Origin of the sequence: Alishewanella longhuensis (assembly GCF_014653435.1) — a bacterium.
Lineage (GTDB): Bacteria > Pseudomonadota > Gammaproteobacteria > Enterobacterales > Alteromonadaceae > Alishewanella > Alishewanella longhuensis.
Genome location: NZ_BNAO01000002.1, coordinates 29,826 through 54,932, shown reverse-complemented (window position 1 = coordinate 54,932; position 25,107 = coordinate 29,826). Strand labels below are relative to the sequence as shown.

Annotated in this window: 16 protein-coding genes; 10 read left to right on the top strand and 6 right to left on the bottom strand. The window is 47.1% G+C overall.

Annotated elements, in window-relative coordinates:
• Nucleotides 1–12: 12 nt before the first annotated feature.
• From IE163_RS04200 to IE163_RS04180, 5 genes are all read right to left on the bottom strand, one after another.
• Nucleotides 13–1,674 carry a PAS domain-containing sensor histidine kinase gene (locus tag IE163_RS04200; RefSeq protein ID WP_189430560.1) on the bottom strand — a complete coding sequence of 554 codons (1,662 nt, stop codon included), beginning with the start codon at nt 1,672–1,674 and terminating at the stop codon, nt 13–15.
• A gap of 38 nt (nt 1,675–1,712) precedes the next feature.
• A complete protein-coding gene (locus tag IE163_RS04195; RefSeq protein ID WP_189430556.1) occupies nt 1,713–3,338 on the bottom strand; it encodes a methyl-accepting chemotaxis protein in 1,626 nt (541 codons plus the stop codon).
• Nucleotides 3,339–3,728: 390 nt separating this feature from the next.
• Nucleotides 3,729–4,217 (bottom strand): fasciclin domain-containing protein, encoded by a 489-nt coding sequence (locus IE163_RS04190; protein WP_189430554.1) that lies wholly within the window; start codon nt 4,215–4,217, stop codon nt 3,729–3,731.
• Between the two features lie 82 nt (nt 4,218–4,299).
• Complete coding sequence (locus IE163_RS04185; RefSeq protein WP_189430552.1) at nt 4,300–6,405, bottom strand: methyl-accepting chemotaxis protein; 2,106 nt, start codon at nt 6,403–6,405, stop codon at nt 4,300–4,302.
• A 289-nt stretch (nt 6,406–6,694) separates the two neighbouring features.
• Nucleotides 6,695–7,492: a class I SAM-dependent DNA methyltransferase gene (locus IE163_RS04180; protein ID WP_189431625.1), complete on the bottom strand. Its 798-nt coding sequence runs from the start codon at nt 7,490–7,492 to the stop codon at nt 6,695–6,697.
• Nucleotides 7,493–7,752: 260 nt separating this feature from the next.
• Between IE163_RS04180 and IE163_RS04175 the strand changes: the two genes are divergently transcribed.
• From IE163_RS04175 to IE163_RS04160, 4 genes are all read left to right on the top strand, one after another.
• A complete protein-coding gene (locus IE163_RS04175; protein WP_189430550.1) occupies nt 7,753–8,802 on the top strand; it encodes a hypothetical protein in 1,050 nt (349 codons plus the stop codon).
• A gap of 55 nt (nt 8,803–8,857) precedes the next feature.
• Nucleotides 8,858–9,646 (top strand): DUF817 domain-containing protein, encoded by a 789-nt coding sequence (locus IE163_RS04170; RefSeq protein WP_189430548.1) that lies wholly within the window; start codon nt 8,858–8,860, stop codon nt 9,644–9,646.
• A 123-nt stretch (nt 9,647–9,769) separates the two neighbouring features.
• A complete protein-coding gene (locus IE163_RS04165; RefSeq protein ID WP_189430546.1) occupies nt 9,770–10,771 on the top strand; it encodes a Kelch repeat-containing protein in 1,002 nt (333 codons plus the stop codon).
• A 169-nt stretch (nt 10,772–10,940) separates the two neighbouring features.
• Nucleotides 10,941–12,881, top strand: a complete 1,941-nt coding sequence (locus IE163_RS04160; RefSeq protein ID WP_189430544.1) for an alpha/beta hydrolase family protein — start codon at nt 10,941–10,943, stop codon at nt 12,879–12,881.
• Nucleotides 12,882–12,962: 81 nt separating this feature from the next.
• Here the strand turns inward: IE163_RS04160 and IE163_RS04155 are convergent, their stop codons facing one another.
• Complete coding sequence (locus tag IE163_RS04155) at nt 12,963–13,859, bottom strand: LysR family transcriptional regulator (protein WP_189430542.1); 897 nt, start codon at nt 13,857–13,859, stop codon at nt 12,963–12,965.
• 318 nt (nt 13,860–14,177) lie between these two features.
• Here IE163_RS04155 and IE163_RS04150 point away from each other — a divergent pair, with 318 nt between their 5' ends.
• From IE163_RS04150 to IE163_RS04125, 6 genes are all read left to right on the top strand, one after another.
• A complete protein-coding gene (locus IE163_RS04150) occupies nt 14,178–16,274 on the top strand; it encodes a bifunctional 2',3'-cyclic-nucleotide 2'-phosphodiesterase/3'-nucleotidase (protein ID WP_189430540.1) in 2,097 nt (698 codons plus the stop codon).
• A 243-nt stretch (nt 16,275–16,517) separates the two neighbouring features.
• Entirely contained in the window at nt 16,518–19,061 is a 2,544-nt protein-coding gene (locus IE163_RS04145) for a zinc-dependent metalloprotease (protein ID WP_189430538.1), read from the top strand.
• Nucleotides 19,062–19,093: 32 nt separating this feature from the next.
• The gene (locus IE163_RS04140; RefSeq protein WP_189430536.1) at nt 19,094–19,528 is read left to right on the top strand and encodes a hypothetical protein; all 435 of its coding nucleotides are present in this window, start codon (nt 19,094–19,096) and stop codon (nt 19,526–19,528) included.
• Between the two features lie 45 nt (nt 19,529–19,573).
• A complete protein-coding gene (locus IE163_RS04135; RefSeq protein ID WP_189430534.1) occupies nt 19,574–20,926 on the top strand; it encodes a TolC family protein in 1,353 nt (450 codons plus the stop codon).
• Nucleotides 20,923–21,936: an efflux RND transporter periplasmic adaptor subunit gene (locus tag IE163_RS04130; protein WP_189430532.1), complete on the top strand. Its 1,014-nt coding sequence runs from the start codon at nt 20,923–20,925 to the stop codon at nt 21,934–21,936. Before IE163_RS04135 ends, IE163_RS04130 begins: the two co-directional genes overlap by 4 nt.
• Before the next feature lie 10 nt (nt 21,937–21,946).
• Nucleotides 21,947–25,075 carry an efflux RND transporter permease subunit gene (locus IE163_RS04125; RefSeq protein ID WP_189430530.1) on the top strand — a complete coding sequence of 1,043 codons (3,129 nt, stop codon included), beginning with the start codon at nt 21,947–21,949 and terminating at the stop codon, nt 25,073–25,075.
• Nucleotides 25,076–25,107 lie beyond the last annotated feature (32 nt).

The window sequence follows — 25,107 nt, the reverse complement described above, 5'->3', positions numbered from 1 at the left end:
ACTCACGGGGTGTTATTGATAATTGATGGTTATTGGTAGACGAAGCAGAATCTCAGTACCTTTATTAAGCTCTGCTCGAGCACAGATCTGGCCTTTCAAAGGGCCGGTTACCAGATTGTAGCAAAAATATAGGCCCAAACCGCCAGTCCCTGTATTTAGATTTTTACCAAAAAAGGGATCAAAGATCTTGGAAAGATTTTCTGGCGCAATACCCACACCATTATCGGCGATAACGAGTTCCAGCCATTGTTGATTTTGTATGCAGGCACTCACGGTGATCTGCGGCTGGGCTATGTTGTCAAAAGCATGATGAATAGCATTAGTTACTATTTGCAGCAAAACCTGAGTAAGTAAATGCGGATAGGTAGTAACGACAATTTCCGTGGCCTCTTGTGGCCAACTGATGTGGGGCAGCGATTCAAACTCCACGGCAAGTAGGGTACTGACCCGATTAAAAAGCGTAAACAGACTTATCGTGTCAACTCGCTCTTCAGACGCAGCAAAAGCCAGGTTTTTAAAAGAATTCACCAGGCTTGATGCCTTGTTAATATTGCTCAAAATAATTCTTGAGGCATCTAAACTCTTTTCTAAAAAGTTTTCGAAACGCTGTTTGCTGAGTTTAGTTTGTTCCGAAAGTAATTTGATATCGGTAATTTCTTCCCGAAGATGATCACTACTAATCAAGACGTTGGCGATGGGGGTGTTGAGCTTGTGTGCCACGCCCGATACAAGCAGGGTTAAGGATGCCATTTTCTCCGAATGTACTAACTGTTGTTGTGTTAATTTAAGATGAGTCAGCGTTTGCTCGAGTTCCTGCGTACGCTCCGCAATAATAGACTCCAGCTCGGTATTGAGTTTTAGAATGTATTGTTCGGCATAATGACGTTTTAACTCTGCGGTCAGTTGCGGTGTAAAAAAGTGAAATAAGGTTTTAGTTAATAACGGCTGTGGCAAGGGTTTGGCAAATACCGCAACCAAAATAGCACTGATTTGCTGCCCGGTATCAGGTAGCGCTACCGCAATCAGGCTATCTGCCTGATAGTTTAATATGGGCTGTTTTTTAAAGGACTCATTATTGGTAGCCAAATAAAAGATTTGTTCCGAGGCGGTATTTAAAACGCGATGTTCCTCTGCAGTTAATGGGGCTTGCAGTGCTTTGGTTGCATAACGCAGCTGATACTCGTTACCGGCTTTATCGAATAGCGCCAAATTGTCACATTCCGCTACATAAAAGAGAGCCTGACATAAATTAAACAAGGGGCTCTCTAATCCGGCGCTGGCCTGATAATGAAATACCTGCCTGATAGCACTGTCTAACCTGCTTGGCTCGGCGATAAGCCGAATGCTCATTCTAATCGCTATTGGGGCCTGGTTTTGCAGAATCACTTTTGCGGATAACGCTGCGGGCAAATGCTTACCGGAGCAATGCTGTAGTTCAATATCGATATCATTAACTGTTTGGCCAGACTTTACCTGCTCTAATATTTTTGCGAAGCGTTGCTTAAAGCTCGCTACCAGCAGATTGCGAGGAAAATCTGGCTGGTGTAACAACATCTCGCGCTGATAGCCAAGTGAATCCGCTACCAACGGGTTAACCCAATGTGCTTGACCTTGTAAATCCATCCAAATTTCTAAATCTAAGGTAGAGTCGGCAATCATTTCAAAGTCAAGCATACGTATTCCTCTGCTAAAGACGCTGGTATCAGTTGCCTTTAAACTTTAAACGCGCGCGCTTGAGTTTGTAGTTTAGCCGCCAAATGCGCCAACATTTCGCTGGCAGTAGAGCTTTCCCTAGCACTGCGACTGACTTCACCAATACTTACTGTAAAGTCGCTAATATTTCTGCTGATATCATCCGCAACGATGGTTTGCTCCTCGGTGGCCGTTGAGATTTGCACATTCATATCTACTATGGTTGAGATAGAGTTTTTTATGTTCTCAATGATAGTGCCAGCATTACCGGCTTTATCCACGCTGAGCTGTGCGTATTGTTCAGATGCTTGCATTGACGATACAGCCGATTTAGACGAACGTTGCAGGTTTTCTATCATGATTTTAATCGATTCGGTGGCTTGTTGGGTGCTGGTGGCTAAGGTTCTCACTTCGTCGGCCACTACGGCAAAGCCACGACCGGCTTCACCTGCTCTGGCCGCTTCAATAGCCGCATTTAGCGCCAGTAAATTGGTTTGCTCAGCAATACTGCGGATCACTGCCAATACTTGGCTTATTTTGTCACTTTCCTGATTTAGGTTGCTAATAATTTCTGCTGAGTTAACTAAGGCGCTGGATAATTGATTAATAGCCGCCACATTATCACGTACACTTTGATAGCCTTGCTGCGATAAGGTATCGGTGGTATTCGCTTGCTCTGAGGTGGCTAAAGCATTGCCTGCAACCTCTTGAATGGCTGCCGACATTTCGGTTACCGCTGTGGCTATTAACGTGGCTTTATGGGACTGTTCATCTGCAGTATTACTCACTCGAATACTAATACTGTGCATCTGCTCTGAAGCAGTTGCCATTTGTTGAATGGCGCCACCTAACTCCGCGAAAAAGCCTTGTAGCTTTTCTAAGGTATGATTAAAAGTGTTGCCGGTAGCGGCTAATTCGTCCCGCCCAATACAATTCACCCGTACTCTTAAATCTAAATGTTGCCCAACTTGTTCAATTGAAGTTCGTAACGAGGTCAGTGGTGTATTAATGGAGGAATATATAAACTTAGCGATTATCATGAGTAAGACAATCACACTGATAATAACAATGGCAAAAAAGCGGGTAAATTGTGAAAAATTTGCTTCTGCTGTTTGTCTGAATTTATCTGACTCAGTGAGTTGTAGCACGATAAGGTTATCTAACGCTGCACTTAACGGATCGGCCGCGCTATAAAGCTGATTGTTAAATGCACTTTCCGATAGCTGATGAAAGCTGTCATTTTCGATACCGTTCCGGAACAATTGAAATTGACGCAGGAACGGGGTTAAGTGGGTTTCTACTTGTTGTATTAATGAGCGTTCTTCGCTGGTGAGCTGAGTACCTAAATATGCTTGCCAATTAACCTGTGCTGTTTGTGAAGCTTGTTCCAACGCATTTAATGCGCTGAATTTATCCATGATGCCCGATTTATGCTTGTGGAAAGTATCAACTGAGGTGACTGCATAAGCATCTGAAACGCGTTTAAGTTGGTTTAGCGCCACGACACGGTCGAAATATAAACTATCTATGCCTTGATTTAGTTTGCGCATTTCGGCATATGAAAAAATGACGGTTATCACCAGCGTGATGACGGGAATAGCCGAGAGTAAAAATAATCTTGTTCTAACACTGATATTATTAAGCATACATCTTCACCTATACAAGTTTCGGTGGGAATAGTGTTGAGTATTTTTAAGATTTATACTTTTATAACAGTGACTTATTAATAGTGGTCGCATTTTGATTTTAGATCGAACGTTCAAAACTATCTAATTAAAGCATAGATGAGCTTTTACGGTTTGCTATTAAAAAAATGCTTAATTTTGAGCAGGTGCCGATAAAGCAATCAGAAAACTCATGGTTATACAAGTGGTTATCTTTAGCGTCAGGCCGTGATAGCAATATCAACAAAAAATTTACCCAAGGCGACTGGGAGTAAATAATCGATAAAGGGGGGGACTACGGTTGTATAAAAAGGTACAGCTATGGTTGCTTTAAAAAGGCAAGCAGCGGGATACTACTTGCCTCTGCAAGGATTAGTTTGTAGGTAATACTACGGTATCCAATACATGAATAACGCCATTACTGGTTTCAATGTCAGTAGCAATAACTTCGGCGCCATTTACAAACACTTTGCCATCTCTAACTTCAATTGCTAAGTCCTGACCTTGTACTGTGGTAGCTGAGGTAAGTTTTACTACGTCTGCTGCCATCACTTTACCGGCAACCACATGGTAAGTTAGAACATTGGTTAATGCCGCTTTATCGGCTACTAATGCATTTAAATCAGCCGCAGGTATTTTGGCAAATGCTGCGTCGTTAGGTGCAAAAACAGTGAATGGGCCAGCGCTTTTCAGGGTGTCAACTAAATCTGCTGCCTGAACTGCGGTAACCAGTGTGGTAAAACTGCCAGCCGCTACTGCTGTGTCAACGATATCGGCTTTGCTTTTGTGGTTGTGAGCAAAAGCTGCAAATGATAATGAGCTTGCTAATAATGAAACACCAATCAAACGTGCTAATTTCATACCTGATCCTCTTACACAATGTTAGACAAAATGGTCTGCCTAATAAACGTGCCGTCTTGGTAAAAGGATCAGATTTAAATTATTACACCTTAAATTGTCCAAGTTGCTTTTGTAGTGTAGCCGCTGCGTTATCTTGCTGTTGGCCTAGCTGTCTTAGTGATCGGGCCGCTTCTGCAGTATCAGAGACTGCAGCAGCAATACGGGTAATATTTTTATTTACATCTTCACAAACGGCGCTTTGCTCTTCGGTAGCAGTAGCAATTTGAAAGTTCATTTGGCTAATTTGCGAGATGGCGTCTTTAATATCCGCTAGGGCACCCTCAGCTTGTTTAGCTAACTGCACGCTTTCATTTACCCGCTCACTACTGGTTTGCATCATGCCGGCGGCGTTGCGACTACCTTCTTGCAAGGTACTTAGCATGAGCCGGATATCTTCGGTAGCGGTGCGGGTGCGCGCAGCTAATGCTCTAACTTCGTCAGCAACCACGGCAAAGCCTCGGCCTTGCTCACCTGCCCGGGCCGCTTCAATCGCAGCGTTTAGCGCCAGTAAGTTAGTTTGTTCGGCAATACCCTGTATAACGCCCAGGATACTAATGATTTCATTGCTATTGGCTTCTAGCTGCAACATCGCATCTTTCGCCTGCGAGGAGCTTCTCTCTACATTAGAAACAGCTTGCACGGTTTGTTGTACTACGCTGTTGCCTTTATTGGCGGCATTATCGGCTTGCCGTACTGCTTCAGCTGCATTGGCTGCACTGCGTGCAACATCTTGTGCGGTAGCTGACATTTGCGTTACCGCCGTGACGATCTGCTCTATCAGCTGTTGTTGTTGCTTAACTTGCTCATCGGTTTGCCGACCGATGGCAGTGCCTTCGGCAGACAAGGTTCTGACCTGAGCTCCGACTTGCACTAACTGGCTAATCATAGTTTGTAGCCGACTAATAAAACTATTGACATAACCTGCCAGCTGACCTACCTCATCTTTACGGTTAATACTCAAGCGCTGGGTGAGATCGCCTTCCCCTTCAGCTATAGCGGCAACCATGCTGGTCATGTCTTTTAAGGGGGCGATACTATTACGAGAGACTAGCCATACAATACCAATACCTAATGCTGCCAGTAGTAACCCTATAATGGTGAGGGCTGTAGTAAATTGTTGACTGGCAGTGTCCAGAGTTTGTTGTTGGGCGGCGACATCAGCTAATACTACAGCCGTCGGCAAACTTAGATACAGCACCCAGGGCAGGGGATCTTGATCGATATTAAAAGGGGTAGCGATGACGAATTGTTCATTGGTGTAGTTGGTAACAATGCTGCTACTGGATATTGCCTGGCGGATTTGTTGCTGCTCGGTTGTCGGTAAAATATTGATATTTTTACCGACCGATTCCGGTTTACTGCTATGCCCGGCAATAACGCCTGATGAGCTGAGTAAAATAGCGCTGCCAGCCCCCTGGTATAAACGGCTTGCCGTATCAGTAATAAGCCGTTGAATAAACGCAGCTGATATATCAATACCCGCGGCGCCAATCAATGCGCCATTGACGATAATAGGTGCGGAAACCGTAGCGAGCAGCACCTCTTGGCCATCTACCGGATAAAGGTAAGGACCAACGACACAACGTCGGCGATTATCTTTTGGGCATAAGTAATAGTCACCTGCGCGCAGGCCGTTTTCATCTCTGGTTTGATCTTCTAAGCCTTCCAATGAGGCTAGCACAATTTCCAGACCAGATCGCGCTACATAAGGTTGAAAGCGCCCATTATCATCCTGCCCGATTTCACCGCGAAAAAGCGCATCCTGCCCATCAAGCGCATTGGGTTCAAAAGCAATAAAGTTACCGAGGAAATTAGGATTATTTTTTAATACCTCTTTTTGAAACTCGATAATCAGGTTGCGTTTGCTGTCGATATTTGTCTGAACAATTTGGCTAGTTGCATCTGTCATTGTCGCTGCGGCACTGATCGTCTGTTCAAAGCGGCTGGCAACCGTCTGAGATTCTTGAGATGAAACCGCTTTAAGGTAATTATCAGCCTGGGCTTGCAACGTTTTTTGACTTTGTATCGCCAGTTGTTGGCTAATGTTTGAGAATTGCCACAGACCGACACCGGCACACACCAAAATAGTGATAATTAAGCTGCTACCAGCCCAAAAGGCAAAACGCTGTTGAATGGTTAATTGAAACATAGCGCGTTATCCCCGTTTTACTGCTTATTGACTTGAGTGTCTGAAAACGAAATAGCTTGGTGTTTGTTTACAAATTGAGATTAGTAAAGGTTTGGAATAAAAAGCGAGCTTAAAGATATTTTTGCCAACAAGATTGTAATATCGTCATAGATAAGTCCTGAACCGCTCTGAGCTAAGCGTAGACCAGAATGTTCAGATTTGCCGATACACAGTAGTTAATTTCGTGCAATGGCTGCTAATTTTCAGGATTAAGCGTTAAAAGTTACAAGTAATTAAAAACCTCTATTTATTAGTAACCTAGTGAATCTGATATTAGAGTATCGGGAAATAGGTCGTCTGCTTCTGAGCGTTTGATACAGACAAACAAAGCATTACCCGTATCGACCTGCCAAGGCTGAATACACTCATAATCATGAGCTAGTCTATGGACTTCGAAATAGGGATTTAGCAAGGCTTCTAATTCGTCAAAACTAATTGCTACCATGGAGTGTTCATCTTGCCAGTATTGGTTTTGGTTGCTATCGGTTTTATTAATACTTAGTCGCAAAGCCTGTTGTTCGCCCTGTCCGCTGTAAAACCAAGCTGAGCTAAATTCGAACAAACTATCCAGATGTCGGGTGCGGTGGCTGACAGCACTGAGATTACAAATTTTATTTTTGTCTACCGCGTTAAAACAAAAAACACCACCTGGCTTAAGCGCGGTATAAACCTGGGTAATACATTGTTGCAGCGCATTAATTTGTGCAGTGTAATGAAGTGAATATAAAAAACAGGTAATAAGATCCACAGGCTGCGACAGGGTGAAATGGCACATATTATCTAACATAAAATGTGCATCTGGGCAGCGCTGCCGTGCTATTTCTAGCATGGGCAAGTTAAGATCTAAACCGGTACACTGATAACCTGCAGCCAAAAAGTGCTGAATATGCGGCCCGGTGCCACAAGCCAGGTCCAGATGCGTTTTGCCGCCGTTACCAAATAGCCGGTGCAATCGCAGTACTGTATTGCTCTGCGCCAGGTAATTAATATCGCAGCACATCAGATCGTAATAGCCAGACAAATCAGTATATAAAGCATTGGTAGCGATCATGGCAAAGGGCACAGGCAAAATTAGGTGGCGTATTTTATAGCAATTACGATAAAGCGCGAAGGCTTTATCGAGACGTAAAATGAATATTTTATTTTTCCATCTAAGTTATTGTAATTAAGTGATTTTTATTGAGGTTTGGATCGAGTGTCTCAAGCGGGCTTTTTGCCGCTGGGCGTTGTATCCAAAGCGCGCTATTGCAGATCCCGCTGTTGTTCAGTAATGTAAGATAAATTTAAATATTTTAAGGGATTAACTAGATGGCGTTATTCGCAAAGGGAATTAAACTGTGTTGTTGGGCTCTGACGACCTTGGTTGCGCTGCTGCTGATCTTTTATACTGCGCTCTTTGTTATCAACTTGTCTGATGAAACACCGGCAGAACCCGCTTTAAGCCTGATGCGGGTTACTGAACCTCATCTTGAACAGATCAATAAACTACAGGCGGCAGAAAATGCCTATCAGTACTATATTGAGCGGGCAACCTTGCCAGAGTATCAGCTCTCAGCAGAACTCTCTGCTATCGTGCAGGCTTGCCGCTCAAAAGATTGCAGTGAGCTGTTAACCGAAAAAAGTTCACAATTACCCGTGTTACTAGCAGAGCAGCACGCCTTACTCGATTTATATCAGTCGCTGCGTACCATAGCCGTTTGGCACGAAATCATACCTGATGCCACTGAATTACCCCCTTATCAGCCATTGTTACATGCTCAAAGCGTATTTTTGTTACAAGCCTGGGTAGCCGCCCAGCAAAATGACTTGGTTATGGCCCAGAAAATTTTGGATGACGATCTACGTTTCTGGCGTATGCTTTTAAAAAATAACAGATTAATGATAAGTAAAGTTATCAGTGTCCGTGCGATAAGGCAGCATTTTGACTTCGCTACGCTGCTTCGACAGTCGCTAACGGCCGAGCAGCAACTCACTTTCACGCCCATTGCGTGGCAGAGGCCGTTTAGTGAAGCGGAGCTAAGTATGTATTTCGTTTTTGCTGGCGAATGGCATTTTGCCAATCAGCTGGTTGAGTCTATGTGGCAACAGGAGCTGGCAGCTCAGACCGCGCCCTGGTATGAGCAACTGCTTACCGTATTGTTGCAACCTTTATTTAAAAAACAAGCCACTAAGAATGATTTAGCCAGGGTGTATTTACACTGTAGTGAAGGGATGCACGTTGCTGCGTTACCATGGTATAGCTGGTTTTACAACCCGGTCGGTAAACTGTTAAACCGCGCTGGTGTTAGCGATTATTGTGGCCAATATAACGATGAGCTACAGCAGCTTGAAGTACGCCGATTGCAACTGCTTGGATAAAGCTATTTCTTTTGACGATAAGGGCGATAGTAGTGCGATTAACGCTGAGTTTTTTATGAGTTTTCGGGTTTTTCTACGTGAGTTTTGGTTATTTGGCTTAAAGCAGGCTTATGCCTGTATTTTTGGCGGCTATTTACTGGCCGTGATGATTGTTACCCATTATTGGTACCCTTTAGAAAGCCTGCACCGTTATGATTTTATTTTCCTGGCGGCTATTGCGTTTCAGATTGTGTTATTAGCCACTAAGTTAGAAACCTGGCGCGAATCTTTGGTGATAGTGGTATTCCACCTGGTGGCCACTATCATGGAGTTATTTAAAACCTCCGACGCCATAGGATCCTGGCATTATCCTGGGCCCTTTATTTTTGGTATTGGTAATGTACCGCTATTTACCGGTTTTATGTACAGTGCAGTAGGAAGTTATATTGCGCGCGTCTGGCGAATTTTTCACTTTGAATATTCTGGTTATCCGCAAAAGCAAGTTACCATTGCGTTAGTGCTGGCCATCTATTTAAATTTTTTTACGCATCACTTTATCTGGGACTTTCGCTGGGTGTTATTAGCGGCGACTGTATTTTTATTTTACCGGACGACAATTTACTACCAAATTATTAAAACACACCGCCAGATGCCACTGCTGCTGGGGTTTTTTCTGGTTAGTCTATTTATCTGGTTGGCTGAGAATATCGCGACTTACGCCAATATCTGGATTTACCCGAATCAGCAGACTGCCTGGCAATTGGTCTCATGGCAAAAACTAAACGCGTGGTTTTTATTAATGTTATTAAGCTTTGTGTTGGTATCATTAATTAATAAACCAAAAACACGTCAAATCGTTGATTAATTTTGATTAAATCTCAACTTAGCATCATCTAAACTTTCTTGGAATAAACTGTCTATGACGAGTGCTCGTATCTGTAGGCGTTGTGCTCTATAAATAGATAGAACCTGATAACGGAGCAAAGCTATGCCTAAATTTCTTCTCATATTTGTAATGGGTATTTTTAGTCCTGTTTTAGCCGCATTAGAGTGGCAAACACTGGCACCCATGCCACAAGCCGTGCAGGAGATTTATCCTACTGTGCATAAGGGGCGCATTTATGTTGCCGGTGGGCTAAGCGACGATATTGCGCTGGAACAACAGCAAATGACTGCCGTGGTGCAGATTTTCGATCCTGCCACCCAAAGCTGGTCGCTTGGGCCGGCCTTGCCTGAACCAAGGCATCATGGCTATCTGGTCTCAGTAAAGGAGCAATTATTTTTATTTGGTGGTTTTATTGAAGCGAATGGCGGGCGCTGGAGTGCTAGTGCCGATGTGCTGTTACTGGATGAAAACATGAACAGTTGGCGCAAAGTTGCAGTATTGCCTAAACCTTTGACAGAGACTGCGGCCGCAGTGATGCATGACAAAGTGCATCTAGCTTCCGGGCGTTCACCATCCGGCGCAAGCAACGCACAGTGGCGCGATCAACAGGATGTCAATTGGCATTGGATCTTTGATCCCCTAACACTGCAAGTCACAGAGGCGCCGGCGTTGGAGCAGGCGTTTAACAGTGCCGCAGCGATAGTATTTAACGAGCAGTTTTATCTGGTGGGAGGCCGTCAGGTTGCTGGCGGAAATCTCGCAGTATTGCAGCGCTTTGATCCAGCAGTCGGCACTTGGCAAAACTTAGCTGCGATGCCCCAAGCGCAGGGAGGTCTGGCCGCGGCGGTATTAAACAACCAAATTTGGGTATTTGGTGGTGAGTATTTTAATGATGGCGGCGGTGTTTATAGTGAGGTGTGGCTTTACAACCCACAAACAGACCAATGGCAACAGCGCGGCGATATGCCGGTGCCACGACATGGTTTGGGTGCAGTTAGCCTAAATAAAGCCATTTATGTTATTGGCGGTGCGGTTGAGGTCGGTTTAAAAGCAACTTCGGCACACTTGGAGAAAGTGACGGTAGAACTTACAAATCCCTTGTAAAATATTTTCTTTTAATATTGTTCTATGCACTTTACAGCAATTACAGATACAGATACTTTACAAGCGATTTTAATCTGGCACAGTGTGAAAGGCTGAGTTATTCAGAATTGCTAATACTATAAACGTATAAAAACAGCATTGGGTGTTTTTTATTAGGGGTTGTAAAATTATGAGAGTTTTTTTTGCGCTGCTACTGCTCTGTTGTGCTGGCAGCCTTTTAGCGACTGAGATTCCGGTGCGTGACTTTTTTGAGCATCGACAGTTTTCTGCCATGAAAATATCACCTGACGGTAAGCATGTTGCTTTTACCTATCAGGAAGAAACGGAAGTAAAATTAGGCGTTATGCGCTTACGCGATCAAAGTGTTATTTCCAGTTTTGGTTTTGGCAATAATATGCATGTGCTTAATTTTTATTGGGCAAATGATGAGCGTGTGTTAATGGAAGTGGCGGAAATTACCGGTAACTTGGTCAGTATGCAAGGGATTACTACCGACTTATACGCCGCTAATATCGATGGTAGCCGCCGTACGCTTATTTTTGCCAAACGTAACGATGGTATCTTATACAGCATTATGCATATGTTACCTCAGCAAAAAGACCGCATCCTGATTGCCCGTTATAATCTGCGTGATAAGACGGGGTGGCGGGCTTTTACGCTGGATGTTAATCGTGGCAGAGAGCGCTATTTAGATGATCAACCTGCGGGTACTGTTATAGGTTTGATTGCGGATAACAGCGGTAATGTGCGCGTCGGGATTGAAGCGATTGAAGGTAAATCTTTTGATGATAACCGCACGGTAATCCACTATAAAAAAGACAATAGCTGGCAAAAGCTGGATGTGCCGACCAAGCGCAAAAACCCAAGTATCTCTCCGTTGGGATTTTCCGCTGACAACAGTAAAGCGTACTTTTCGTCGAATCACGATATTGCTGAAGGCGAGGGCGATGTCGCTGGGGTATTCCAGTACGATTTTGCCACCTCTGAGTTAACCCTATTAGCCCGCCATAGTTTTTCCGATGTGGGCTCGGTGATCCGCGGCAGTGATGGCGAAGTGCTGGCGGTTAACTTTGCGACTTCCAGCAGCGATTTGGAATTAATCAACGCTGAGCATCCGGAAACGAAATTGTTCGCTGGGTTACAAAATGCCTTCCCGGATCAGGTGTTGAGCTTTACCTCCTTCGACCGCGAGGGTAACACGGTATTATTTAACGTTAAAAACGATCGCAACCCCGGTGATTTTTATCTGTTTGATGTTAAAAAAGGCCAAGCCCGCTATTTGGCATCGGCGCTGGGTAAAATAAAACCAGCACAAATGCAGCCAATGCGCGAGATTTCCTTTACGGCCAGAGACGGTAAAATTATTCGCGGTTTACTGACCATGCCAGCCGGCAAAACCGAAGGTGTACCGCTAATTGTAAACGTACATGGTGGTCCTTTTGGGGTTTTTGATAGCTGGGGTTTTGATAACGAGGCACAATTTTTCGCTAGCCGGGGTTACGCGACATTACAAATAAACTTCCGGGGCTCGGGTGGTTATGGTGACGATTTTTATCGTGCCGGCCGGTTACAGTGGGGCCGTAAAATGCAGGATGATGTCACCGATGGTACCCTGTGGGCGATTGAGCAGGGCATTACCAATAAAGATCGGGTATGTATTTACGGCGGTAGCTATGGCGGTTATGCCGCATTATGGGGGGTTATTAAAGAACCTGATCTCTATAAGTGCAGTGTAGGTTATGTGGGGGTATACGATATGCCATTATTTTTTAGTGGTGATGGCTCTGATGCCAGCCGTAACCCGAGCATAGGTCAATATCTAAAAGCGCATGTTGGTGAAGGCGAAGAATATTTACGTTCGATTTCACCGGTACATCATGTGGATAAAATTAAAGCTGAACTCTTTATAGTTCATGGCTCAAAAGATGTACGGGTGCCGATAGTGCATGCTAATAACCTGCGTAAAGCTTTGGATAGCATTGGTAAGCCTTATGAGTGGTTAGTAAAAGAAGATGGCCATGGCTTCTTTAATGTTGATAATCGTGAGGCTTTATACACGCAAATGTTGGCATTTTTTGATAAGCATATTGGCAAGGATGCAAAACAATAACCGGGTTTAACTTACGTTAACGCGGCTAACGGCTATCGACGAACAAGGCACCGCTTGGTGCCTTGTTTATTTCGTAACATTCTAGCCAGGGGTAACTTTTACCGTTTTCGCCAACGCAATAAAGCTTTCAATATGTTTATTTTGCTGCTCCAGCTTACGATACCCGACATAGATATGCTTATGAATCCCCTTGCTGCCCAATCTCAGAGGCACTATTGGTAAGGTTTTGGCATATTCCAGCGCTAGCCATTTCGGCAGCGCCGCCACTCCGCGGTTAGCGGCCACCATTTGCAAAATAATATCGGTATCTTCCAGCGTTTTATGCTTTTTCGGCAGGCATTGTGCCGGCAGTAAAAACTGTTGAAAAATATCCAGCCGCGCTAAGTCTACCGGATAGGTTAGTAGCGTTTGCTCGGTAAGCTGTGCTGGCGTAATGCTAGCTAATTTACTGAGTTTGTTTAGCTTGCTAACAATTAACACCTGCTCGTAGGGAAACACCGCTTCAAAGTTAATGTTGTCTTTTTGAATGGGATCGGGGGTGATCAAAATATCAATATCGTAGTTAAATAGCGCGGCCATGCCGCCAAATTGAAATTTCTGCTTTACATCAATATCTACCCCGGGCGAGCTGGCTAGAAAAGGGCTGACTACTCGAAGTAGCCATTGGTAGCACGGATGGCATTCCATACCAATATGCAGCGCGCCTTTTTCGTTTGCAGCAAATTGGCGTAAGGTTTCTTCCATCCGTTCAAACTGCGGTATTAACCGGTTGGCCTGCGCCAGCAAGTATTCCCCGGCCTGAGTTAGCTTGATATTACGGCCATCTTTTACCCATAAACTAATATTAGCCAGTTGCTCCAGCTTTTTGATACTGTGGCTTAACGCCGACTGGGTTAAATGCAGGCTATCTGCAGCAGCCGTTAGTGATCCCTGACGGGAGATTTCCCGCAGAATACTTAAGTGAACTTTTTCCAGCATAGTCAGGCTCCGTTATATACCCAAGTGACCTTTATCTGCAGCTGAAATCCGCACCTTACAGTCACTTGGCTATAAAGGTTGCTTTTACGAAGTCAGTAGCGGCAATAATGCTGCCTTGCGTTCAATGCCTAATGTATGATTAAAATTCATATATTGAAAAGAATATACCATTTTTAATCATAAAAAAATCAAGAGGTCAGAGTGATTGATTTCGCGCCTTACCTATTGGCGAAAGGGGCCAGTCATTTATCTTTCATTTTTTTGCTTTATACTGCGCGGTTATTCCGTCCGAGTCGCCTTAATAAAGAAGAGCAAAGAATGAACCCGCGAATAGTCTCCCCATTGCGCTTATCGACCTTATGTTTAGCCTTAGCGGCCAGCTTAACCGCCTGCTCAAAACCGGACGATACACCTACCATAAGGCCTACAACGTCTGACATTACGGTAACGCTGCGGGTACTGGAAACCACCGATCTGCATGCCAATATTATGGATTACAACTATTACACCGGCAGCACCGATGCCACCCTTGGCCTGGCGCGAACAGCCAGTTTAATAGCAGCAGCACGGGCTGAAGTACAAAACAGTGTCTTAGTAGATAACGGCGATCTGATCCAGGGCAGCCCGCTGGGGGATTATATTGCCCATAAGGGGCTGGCCGCGGGGGAAGTGCACCCCATTATGCAGGCGATGAATACACTAAATTACGACGTAGCGACCCTGGGCAACCATGAGTTTAACTTTGGTTTAGACTTTTTATCTCAGACCGTTGCTGGCGCTAACTTTCCCTACATCAGTGCCAATGTGTATTGCGAGGCTGAACAATGCCGCGACGGTGTAAAGCGCGGCGATCATCTTTACCCACCTTATTTAATTAAAAAAACCGCAGTAACGGATAGTGCAGGCAATACGCAGCAGCTCAATATTGGCTATATTGGCTTTGTGCCGCCACAAATATTGCAATGGGATAAGCAACATTTACAGGGCGTGGTTAGCGTTGCCAGTATTTTGGAAACCGCGCAGCAGCTAGTACCGCAAATGAAAGCCGCAGGCGCTGATTTAGTGATTGTACTGTCGCACTCAGGTCTGGGACAGGTTACCGACACCCCGGATCCGCAAGCAGAACATCTGGCCTATGCCTTAAGCCGTGTACCTGGTATTAATGCGATTCTCTCTGGCCACAGCCATTCGTTATTTCCAGATGCCCGTTATCAGGATCTGCCCAATGTCGATATCAGCCGTGGCTTAATTAATGGTATTCCTACTGTAATACCTGGCCGCTGGGGCGATCATCTAGGCGTCGTCGATTTTACGTTAAAACAGCATGGCACAAGCTGGCAGGTGCAAAGCGCCACGGCTAAGGTATTACCGGTATTTGATAACAGCAACAATCAAGCCCTGGTAGCGCCGCACGCGGGTATTGTTGCCGCCATCGCAGAGGGGCACCAGGGCACTATTGCCTTTATGCAGCGGCCTATTGGTGTGGCCGCCAGTGATATGTACAGCTTTTTGGCGCAGGTGCAGGATGATCCTACGGTGCAAATCGTGGCTGATGCTCAGCGCGTCAGAGTGGCCGCTATTTTACCCGCGGAACTGCAACAGTATCCTCTGTTATCCGCGGCCGCCCCCTTTAAAGCTGGCGGTCGGCGCAGCAACACCAGTGATGCCGAGCAATATGTGCAGGTGCCCAAAGGCGAATTAAGTTTTCGCAATGCCGCAGATTTGTATTTGTATCCCAATACGCTGGTCGCGGTTAAAGCCTCGGGTGCCGAGATTAAAGATTGGCTGGAATGTGCCGCCAATCAATTTAACCAGATTGACCTTAGCAGCAGCGCGCCGCAGCAACTGATTAATACCCAACATCAAACCTATAATTTTGATGTGATTAATGGCGTTCAGTATCAGATTGATGTTAGTCAGCCTGCGAAATTTAATCAGCGCTGCGAGCTGGTGAATGCTGAGGCATCGCGCATTGTTAACCTGAGCTATACCAATGCCGAGGGCAAGGTGTTTAGCGGTGCAGCCTTTGCGGCTAAACATTTTTTAGTAGCAACCAATAACTATCGTGCTTTTACTGGTCAGTTTGCCGGCACCGGCAGTGCTAAGGTTGTGTTAGAAGCACCAGACAGCAATCGTGAAGCGCTGGTCGATTTTATTGCGAAGCAATCGAGCTATGATGCTACCAGTAATCGTTATTTGGCGGCAGTAGAGCCGGCCGCAGATAACAATTGGCAGCTTATGCCGTTACAAAGTGCAGTACAACTGGATATCCGTTTTCAAACGCAAGATTCAGCCATCGCCGAAAACTTTGTTAAGACACAGCAATTCTGGCCTATGACTAAGCTAAGTGCGCTGCCTACTGGCTTTGCCGAGTACCGTATTGATTTACAGCAAAGCACTATGACAGCTAAATAGCTAAACCCCAACTAACTCTCTAATAACGGCAAGCTACCCGCACCGGCTTGCCGTTGTGAGAACAGCCGCTTTGCTGTGGCGTAGCGATTAGATTTAGCTAAAAACCCCCTTTTTGGCCGTTGGTCGTATTAGCTTGCTATTCAGTCTTAATTCGGTTGACACTTTGCTCATCAATAGCCAATTTCTTACTTTTTTATAACACCAACTTTCGCTTTTCTAAATAATAACAAGAGCACTCCCACAATGAAAAAAACAATTCTGACCTTGGCTATGTCCCTGGCCCTGGCTGCGCCCGGCGCACTCTATGCAACAGAAACAAAAACGCCAGCTGATAGCAGCAAAGACGCCAAGCCACAAACTTTTAGCAGTATGATCGCCGAGAAAAAGGCGATTAGCGGCTTATTTACTATCTATTTGGACGAGAAAACCGGCGAAAACCTGCTGGTGATTACTGAAGCACAATTAAACAAACCCTTTTTGTATTTTGCGCAAACCTTAGATGGGGTAACGGAAGCGGGGCATTTTCGCGGTGCCTATCGTGAAACTAAATTAATTGAATTTCGCCGTTACTTTGACCGGATTGATGTGATCAGCAAAACGCCGCGTTTTTATTTTGATGAAAACAGCGCACTGTCGCGTGCAGCCGAGGCCAATATCAGCGAAGCGGTACTGGCTAGTATTAAAATTGAAAAGCAAGAACAAGATAAACTGCTGCTCAAAGCCGACAAACTGTTCTTAAGTGAAGATTTGCACAAGGTATCGCCCTGGGCTAATCCGAATGATCCTAATGCCAAAAAACGTTTTAGTTTAGGCAAGCTGGATGACAAGAAATCGCGCATCGTGCAGCATCGCCCTTACCCGGAAAATCTGGATATCGTTGTAGACTATGTGTTTGCCGATGCCAACCCCGGGGTGCGTGGCGGCAATGCGCTAAGCGATCCACGGTCGGTATCTATTAAGGTGCAACATTCCTTTATTGCCTTACCAGAGAATAATTTTCAGCCACGCTTTGATGATGCGCGGGTAGGGTATTTTACTACCCAAGTCGATGATATGACCTCGGCTGATTGGGCTCCGTTTCGCGACGTGATCCACCGTTGGGATTTACAGAAAAAAGATCCTTCGGCAGCCGTATCTGAACCGGTAAAACCCATTGTCTGGTGGATTGAAAACACCACGCCGCTAGAGTGGCGCGATACCGTTGCTGCTGGCGTATTGGCCTGGAATAGTGCTTTTGAAAAGGCCGGCATTAAAAATGCGTTAGAAGTGCGCATTCAACCCGATGATGCTGATTGGGATGCTGGTGACATTAATTACAACGTATTACGCTGGACCTCATCACCCACGCCACCTTTTGGCGGCTATGGCCCCTCGTTGGCAAACCCGCTAACCGGCGAGATTTTGGGTGCCGACATTATGCTGGAATACGTTTTTATGAAAAACCGTTGGATCTTTGACCAGCTGTATACTGAAGGCGCTGCTAACCTGTTAACTGAGCAACAAGGCCATGTACATGCGAATGGCGTTTTGTGTTCGGCTGGGCACCAGTTACAGCAAAGCCTGATTTTTGCGGGGGCATTGGGCACCGGCATGGGTATTGATAATAATGAAATTTTACGCCAGGGCTTAATGGAGCTGGTGTTACACGAAGTAGGCCATACGCTGGGTTTAAACCACAATATGAAAGCCTCTAACCTGTGGAATGCCCAAGAGGTACACGACAAGCAGAAAACTCAGGGGATTATCACCGGCTCGGTGATGGATTATACCCCAGCCAATATTGCGCCAATTGGCAAAGCGCAGGGGGATATTTTTCAAACTAAGCCTGGGCCATATGATGATTGGGCCATTGAGTATGGTTACAGCCCGGCATTAGCCGATGCCACAGCAGAGCAAGCGCGGCTGGAGAAAATTTTAGCGCGTTCAGTTGAGCCCGCTCTGGCGTTTGGTAACGATGCTGATGATATGCGTGCCCCGGGCCGGCATATTGATCCGCGGGTGATGATTGGCGATATGTCATCTGATCCGGTGGCTTATGCCGCAGATCGCTTGCAATTAATTGAGCAGTTATTTGGTCAGCTTAGCAAGACCGCCTTAACCGATGGCCAGTCTTATCAGCGGTTACTCACTTCGGCCAATATCCTGTTTGGCCAGTATCGCGGTCAGGCCGATGTCGTATCACGGCAAATTGGCGGTGTTTATGTCGAGCGTGCTGTAGTAGGCGCGCCGACTGATCGCAAACCACTAACGCCGGTGCCGTTAGCGCAACAAAAAGCGGCGATGAAGCTGTTAACTGACAAAGTGTTTGCGCCCGATGTGTTGCAGAGCATGCAGCCACTGTATAACCAGTTATTACCGCAGCGCCGTGGTTTTAGCCATTATGGCCGTAATTTGGATCCAAAAGCGCATGAGATGATTTTAGGCCTGCAGCAATCGGTATTGAATCAGCTATTACACAAAGCGGTATTACAGCGTATTTCTGATTCGGCGCTTTATGGTAATCAGTATAGCCTGACCAGCTTTATGAAAGATTTGACCGATAGCATCTTTGTCGATAGCCGCAAAGCCAGCTCACAAAGCCATAACCTGCAAGTGGAGTATGTAAAACGCTTAATTGCCATCGCCGGTTTAGAAAAAGCCAGTGAGTACGATAACTTAGCCAAAGCGGCGGCCTTGTTACAATTGAACACGATTCAAAGTAACAAGTTACCACGCGGCGCGGATGATGCGGCTAAAGCCCAAAAAGCGCTGATTGATCTGATGATTAGCAAAGCGTTGCAAGCCTAAGCCTGATCTTTAACTTTACCGGATAGCGGGAATTGCATATCCTGCTATCCGGATTAAACATTACTGATGATGAAATGAGCCTATACCGCCAGTCTACAATGCTGTTACGTAACCTGCTTATTGCCTGGTTACTGTGCGTGCAATTTGGCTGCGTTTTGGTAGAGGCGTTTGCGGCCAGTGTGCCTGCTGATACCGCAGATCCGCATCATAGTTATAGCCTGGTTGTTCAAGTACTCACTTCCGAACATGCATCACAGCAGTTAGCACCCGGCCAGCCCGATAGCGCTGTGGCTGCTGAACATGCCAAGCATGGCTGTGATCATTGTAATCATTGTCATGCCAGCCATCTGGGTTTATTTAATGTCACTACCGCACTAACTATTAGCGCTGAACTACAACTTACCGGCTATCTAAACCAGCCGCCGACTTCCCCACAAGCCAATATTTACCGCCCACCCATCGCCTGATTTTTTGCTTAATTACTTTTAATTATTCAATAAACAGGATTTGTTATGTATTCCATTCTATTTGGCAAGCGCCTTGTGGCGTTATATGTATGCGTGCCGGTGATGCTGCTGTTTAGCATCATTGGTAGTAAAAGCTATGCGACAGAATCGTTGCCGCCACTCACACTAGAGCGCGCGGCACAACGGCTGGTACAGCAGCACCCGCAATTGCAAGTACTTGATTGGCGCTTAAAAGCCGCGACAGAACAGTTGCAAGTGGCCGCGCTTAACCCGGGTTATGAGCTGGCGCTTGGTGCTGAAAACTTGCTGGGTACTGGTGAGCTGTCAGGGGTAAAAAGTCTGGAGCTGAGTGTCGCACTTTCTTCGGTGCTGGAGCTTGGCAACAAACGCCAGACGCGAACGGCAACCGCCTCGGCGGAGCAGGCCTTGCTGCTGGCTCAGCGGCAAGCTAACAGTTTAGATTTACTCGGCGAACTAACGCAGCGTTTTATTAGCGTACTCACCTTGCAACAAAAATTGCAGTTAGCAAGCGAAGCCGTTGCGATAAGCGAGCAGGCATTACAGTTGGTGGGCCAGCGGGTACAGGGCGGCGGCGCACCGGAGGCTGAGCTATTACGGGCCAGAGTAGCGGTGCGGCAGGCCCAATTGCAGCAGGGGTTACTGCAGGCAGAGTTAGCGAGCGGCAAGCTGGCACTGGCCAGCCTGTGGGGCGCACAGCATGCCGATTTTAGTGTGGTGAGTGGTGACTTATTCCAGTTAACCGACAGCACTGATTTTCAGCTGTTATACCAGCGCGTGCTAACTACGCCGCAACTGGAGGTGTTTGCCGCGACAGCGCGCTTACAACAGGCACAGTTAGCGCAGTTGCACAGCCAGTCGGTTGCCGATGTTAGCTGGCAACTTGGGGTGATGCGCTCACAGGAAAATCGCGATTTTGCTGTAGTTGCCGGTGTCTCAGTGCCGTTATTCAGCCAGAGCCGTAATCAGGTGGCAGTAAAGGTCGCTTTAGCCGAGAACGAAGCGCAGCGCATAACACAGCAAGATGAGTTGCTGCAACTGCGTGCCCGCTTATATCAAGCCTGGCAAATGCACCGCTATAGTACGATGGCGGTGCGGGATCTACAGCGTGAGATCCTGCCGCTGTTACAGCAAGCACTAACGCAAACGGAAGATGCCTACCTACGTGGCCGCTACAGCTATACCGATTGGTTGTCGGCTCGCCAGGCACTACAAGAGGCCCAATTGCAACTGTTGGATGCCGCCAGCACGGCACTGAGTAATCAGGCATTACTTGAGCAGCTTACCGGCCTGCCACTGGCCGCCAGCGCCAATACTAACCACAGCTTTCCCCAGCCTTTCTCATCAGCAGCAACTTCTGCAGCAGGATCTTTGCCATGAAAAACATCTTATTATTTTCTTTATTAACGCTACCGGCGCTGCTTTTTACGTCTGCCATTGCTGGCGAAGGCCATAAGCATGAACATACGCATGACAAACACCTTAAAATAACGAGCGACACTCAGGCGCAAGCACACGCTCATGGGCACGAACACTCACATACTGCTGGGCATAACGATGCAGCTGGCAAGCAAGCCGAAGGGCATGATGACGTTGCTGTTATCGCAGCAGCCATGGCCGAGCAAGTGGGTATTCGGGTCGCAGCCGCGGCAGCCGGTACCATAGAGCGGCATATTCCGTTGTACGGAGAGCTGGTAACCCCGCCTAATCGTCAAGCTCAGGTGCGAGCCCGTTTCCCCGGCATGATTACGCAAATTAATGTCACTGTTGGCCAGCGGGTAAAACGGGGAGAGGTGCTGGCGCTGGTTGAATCTAACGACAGCCTACGCACCTATCCGCTTAAAGCCCCTATAGCGGGTATTGTGCTTCAGCAATTTGCCAGCCAAGGCGAATATACTGCTGGCGAGTCGTTATTTGCCATCACCGATCCTAGCGAACTTTGGGCCGAGCTTAAGGTGTTTCCTGCGGTACTGGACGACATTGAAAGTGGGCTACCGGTGCATATTGAAGCCCGTAGTGGCCGTTACGACAGCACCATTACCCATATTTTACCAGCCAGTGGTCAACCCTATGTCTATGCCAGAGTGACGCTGGATAACAGCAGCGGTCGCTTTGCTGTGGGCGAGAGGCTCAGTGCGCTGGTCGATGCCGAGATTATGCAGGTTGCGCTGGTGATCGATAATCTGGCCTTACAAGAGTTTGCAGGGCAAGCGGTTGTTTTTGTGCAAAACGGTGAGCAATACCGGCCCAGAGCCGTGCAGTTAGGCCGAACCGATGGCCGTTTTACCGAAGTACTTGCCGGGCTTAAGGCCGGTGAACGTTATGTGGTAGCCAATAGCTATCTGATTAAGGCGGAGTTAGAGAAATCTGCCGCCGCGCATGAACACTAAGGAGGGCGTGATGATTGAAGCTATAGTTCGTTTTTCTATCGCCCGACGCTATCTGTTGCTCAGCTTAATTTTGCTGTTGGTGGCCGCCGGGCTATGGAGTTATCAGCGTTTGCCCATTGATGCAGTACCTGATATCACCAATGTGCAGGTACAAATCAATACAGAAGCACCGGGCTATTCCCCGTTGGAGGCAGAGCAACGTATTACCTTCCCGGTAGAAACGGCGTTGTATGGTTTACCAAAACTTAAATATACCCGTTCGTTATCTCGCTATGGCTTGTCGCAGGTCACAGTAGTGTTTGAAGACGGCACCGATATTTATTTTGCCCGCAATCTGCTGAATGAAAGACTCAATGCCATAAAAAATACGCTACCTGCTGGCTTGGAGCCACAAATGGGGCCTATTGCCACCGGCCTGGGTGAAATCTTTGTCTATACCGTGTCGGCCAAACCCGGTGCAACGGATACTGCCGGTAATGCTTTAGATGCGATGTTCTTGCGTGAAGTGCAAGATTGGATCATCAAACCGCAACTGGCTCAGGTAGCCGGAGTCGTTGAGGTTAACACCATTGGCGGTTACGACAAGCAATACCATGTATTACCCGATCCGCTAAAAATGTTGACCTTTGGCGTGAGTATGCCGCAGCTGGCTGAGGCATTGCGCAATAACAATAGCAACCGTGGCGCCGGCTATATTGAACGTAACGGCCAGCAATTACTGGTGAGATCGCCAGGCCAGTTGGGTAGCATCAGTAGTATTGAACAGGTGGTGGTAGCTTTAAACGGCACTGTACCAGTGCGGGTGAAAGATATTGCCGAAGTGGCGCTTGGCAAGGAGCTGCGCACCGGGGCTGCAACCCGTGACGGCGAGGAAACCGTCATGGGTACTGTGATGATGCTAATGGGCGAAAACTCCCGCACCGTTGCCCGTGGCGCCGCACAAAAGCTGGAGGCAATTAAAGCCTCCTTGCCGGAAGGTGTTATCGTCGAAGCGGTTTATGATCGTACTACGCTGGTTGATAAAACCATTGCTACGGTGCAAAAAAACCTGTTGGAAGGCGCACTGCTGGTGATCGTAGTACTGTTTGTGTTGTTGGGTAATATCCGGGCTGCGCTGATTACCGCTGCGGTGATCCCGCTAGCGATGCTGGCCACCATTACCGGTATGGTGCAACAAGGGGTGTCTGCCAATCTTATGAGTTTAGGCGCCTTGGATTTTGGGCTAATAGTTGATGGTGCGGTAATTATTGTTGAAAACTGCATGCGCCGGTTGGGTCTGGCACAGCAACAACAAGGTGGCTCATTAGCACTGCGTCAGCGGTTAGAGGTGGTATTTAGCGCCACTATGGAAGTGATTAAACCCAGCCTATTTGGCGTGGCGATCATTACCGTGGTGTATATCCCGATCTTTGCGCTTACCGGGGTCGAGGGCAAAATGTTTCACCCGATGGCCGCGACCGTCGTGATGGCGTTGCTGGCAGCGATGGTGCTGTCGGTTACCTTAGTACCCGCGGCTGTAGCGGTATTTATGGGCGGTAAAATCAGCGAACATGAAGGCCGGGTGATGCGCGCGGGCAAGTCACTATATCGGCCCTTACTAAAGGGCGTATTAAAGTTGCGGGCATTAGTGCTGCTAGCTGCTACTGCGCTGGTAGCCGCTTGCTTATGGCTGGCCAGCACCCTGGGTTCAGAGTTTATTCCGCAGTTAGACGAAGGTGATATTGCGCTGCATGCTATGCGCATTACCGGTACTGGTCTGGAGCAATCGGTGCAAATGCAGGAAATACTGGAGCAGCGCATCAAGCAGTTCCCGGAAGTGGCTAAAGTTTTTGCAAAAATAGGCACGCCTGAGGTGGCAACCGATCCCATGCCACCTAACGTGGCAGATAATTTTGTGATCTTAAAACCGCGTAGCGAATGGCCAAATCCGCGGAAAAGCAAAGCGCAGTTAGTTGCCGAAATGGCAGCGGCGCTGGAGCAACTACCGGGCAATAACTATGAGTTTACCCAGCCGATCCAGATGCGTTTTAACGAGCTGATTTCCGGTGTCCGGGCCGATGTTGGCGTCAAAGTATTCGGTGATGATCTGGACACCTTATTGCGCCTTGCCAATAGTATCTCGCAGCTGACTGGCAGCATTAGTGGTGCCCAAGATGTGGCTGTAGAGCAGGTATCGGGTTTGCCGGTATTGTCAGTAAACCCCAAACTGACCGCTTTGGCGCGCTATGGCTTAACGCTAGCAGCGTTTCAGGATCTGATTGCCATGGCCATTGGCGGCGAAGATGTAGGGCTAATTTATGAGGGCGATCGGCGCTTTCAGTTAGTGGTCAGGCTACCCGAAGCGATTCGCACCGATATCGACAATCTGAATTATTTACCTATACCGACCGCGACAGGTTATGTGCCGCTACATGAAGTCGCCAGCCTAGCGATGCAGTCTGCTCCGGCGCAAATTAGCCGTGAGAATGGTAAAAGGCGGGTGGTGGTATCGGTTAACGTTAGGGAGCGTGATTTAGGCGGCTTTGTTACCGAGCTAAAACAGCGGATCAGTACCGATATTACTTTACCTGCAGGTTACTGGCTGGATTATGGCGGCACCTTTGAGCAACTGCAATCGGCCAGTAAACGGCTGTCGATAGTGGTACCTATTACCTTATTACTGATCCTCGGTTTGCTGGTGCTGGCCTTTAATTCGCTAAAAGACGCCTTGATTATCTTTAGCGGGGTACCGCTGGCACTTACCGGTGGCGTACTGGCACTATGGCTGCGCGATATGCCGCTGTCTATTTCGGCCGGCGTGGGCTTTATTGCGCTCTCTGGGGTGGCGGTACTCAATGGCCTGGTACTGGTCTCTTTTATTCGTCAGCTTTGGCAAGCGTACGGCGATTTAGCCTATGCGGTAGTAGAAGGCGCCATTACCCGGCTTAGACCAGTGCTGATGACCGCATTGGTCGCCAGCTTAGGCTTTGTGCCGATGGCGCTAAATACCGGCACCGGTGCCGAAGTGCAGCGGCCACTGGCTACGGTGGTGATTGGCGGTATTATCTCGGCCACGGTGCTAACCTTACTAGTGCTACCGGTGCTATATCAGTGGTTGCACAGTAAGGATAAGCGCCCTGCAGTAGAGGGCACAACCTAGCTATTGTTGGCCACAGCGCCGCTTATTTAAGT

Coding starts and splice junctions, on each gene's coding strand:
- IE163_RS04200 (WP_189430560.1), bottom strand. CDS start 1,674: ATGCTTGACTTTGAAATGATTGCCGACTCTACCTTAGATTTAGAAATT.
- IE163_RS04195 (WP_189430556.1), bottom strand. CDS start 3,338: ATGCTTAATAATATCAGTGTTAGAACAAGATTATTTTTACTCTCGGCT.
- IE163_RS04190 (WP_189430554.1), bottom strand. CDS start 4,217: ATGAAATTAGCACGTTTGATTGGTGTTTCATTATTAGCAAGCTCATTA.
- IE163_RS04185 (WP_189430552.1), bottom strand. CDS start 6,405: ATGTTTCAATTAACCATTCAACAGCGTTTTGCCTTTTGGGCTGGTAGC.
- IE163_RS04175 (WP_189430550.1), top strand. CDS start 7,753: ATGGCGTTATTCGCAAAGGGAATTAAACTGTGTTGTTGGGCTCTGACG.
- IE163_RS04170 (WP_189430548.1), top strand. CDS start 8,858: ATGAGTTTTCGGGTTTTTCTACGTGAGTTTTGGTTATTTGGCTTAAAG.
- IE163_RS04165 (WP_189430546.1), top strand. CDS start 9,770: ATGCCTAAATTTCTTCTCATATTTGTAATGGGTATTTTTAGTCCTGTT.
- IE163_RS04160 (WP_189430544.1), top strand. CDS start 10,941: ATGAGAGTTTTTTTTGCGCTGCTACTGCTCTGTTGTGCTGGCAGCCTT.
- IE163_RS04155 (WP_189430542.1), bottom strand. CDS start 13,859: ATGCTGGAAAAAGTTCACTTAAGTATTCTGCGGGAAATCTCCCGTCAG.
- IE163_RS04150 (WP_189430540.1), top strand. CDS start 14,178: ATGAACCCGCGAATAGTCTCCCCATTGCGCTTATCGACCTTATGTTTA.
- IE163_RS04145 (WP_189430538.1), top strand. CDS start 16,518: ATGAAAAAAACAATTCTGACCTTGGCTATGTCCCTGGCCCTGGCTGCG.
- IE163_RS04135 (WP_189430534.1), top strand. CDS start 19,574: ATGTATTCCATTCTATTTGGCAAGCGCCTTGTGGCGTTATATGTATGC.
- IE163_RS04130 (WP_189430532.1), top strand. CDS start 20,923: ATGAAAAACATCTTATTATTTTCTTTATTAACGCTACCGGCGCTGCTT.
- IE163_RS04125 (WP_189430530.1), top strand. CDS start 21,947: ATGATTGAAGCTATAGTTCGTTTTTCTATCGCCCGACGCTATCTGTTG.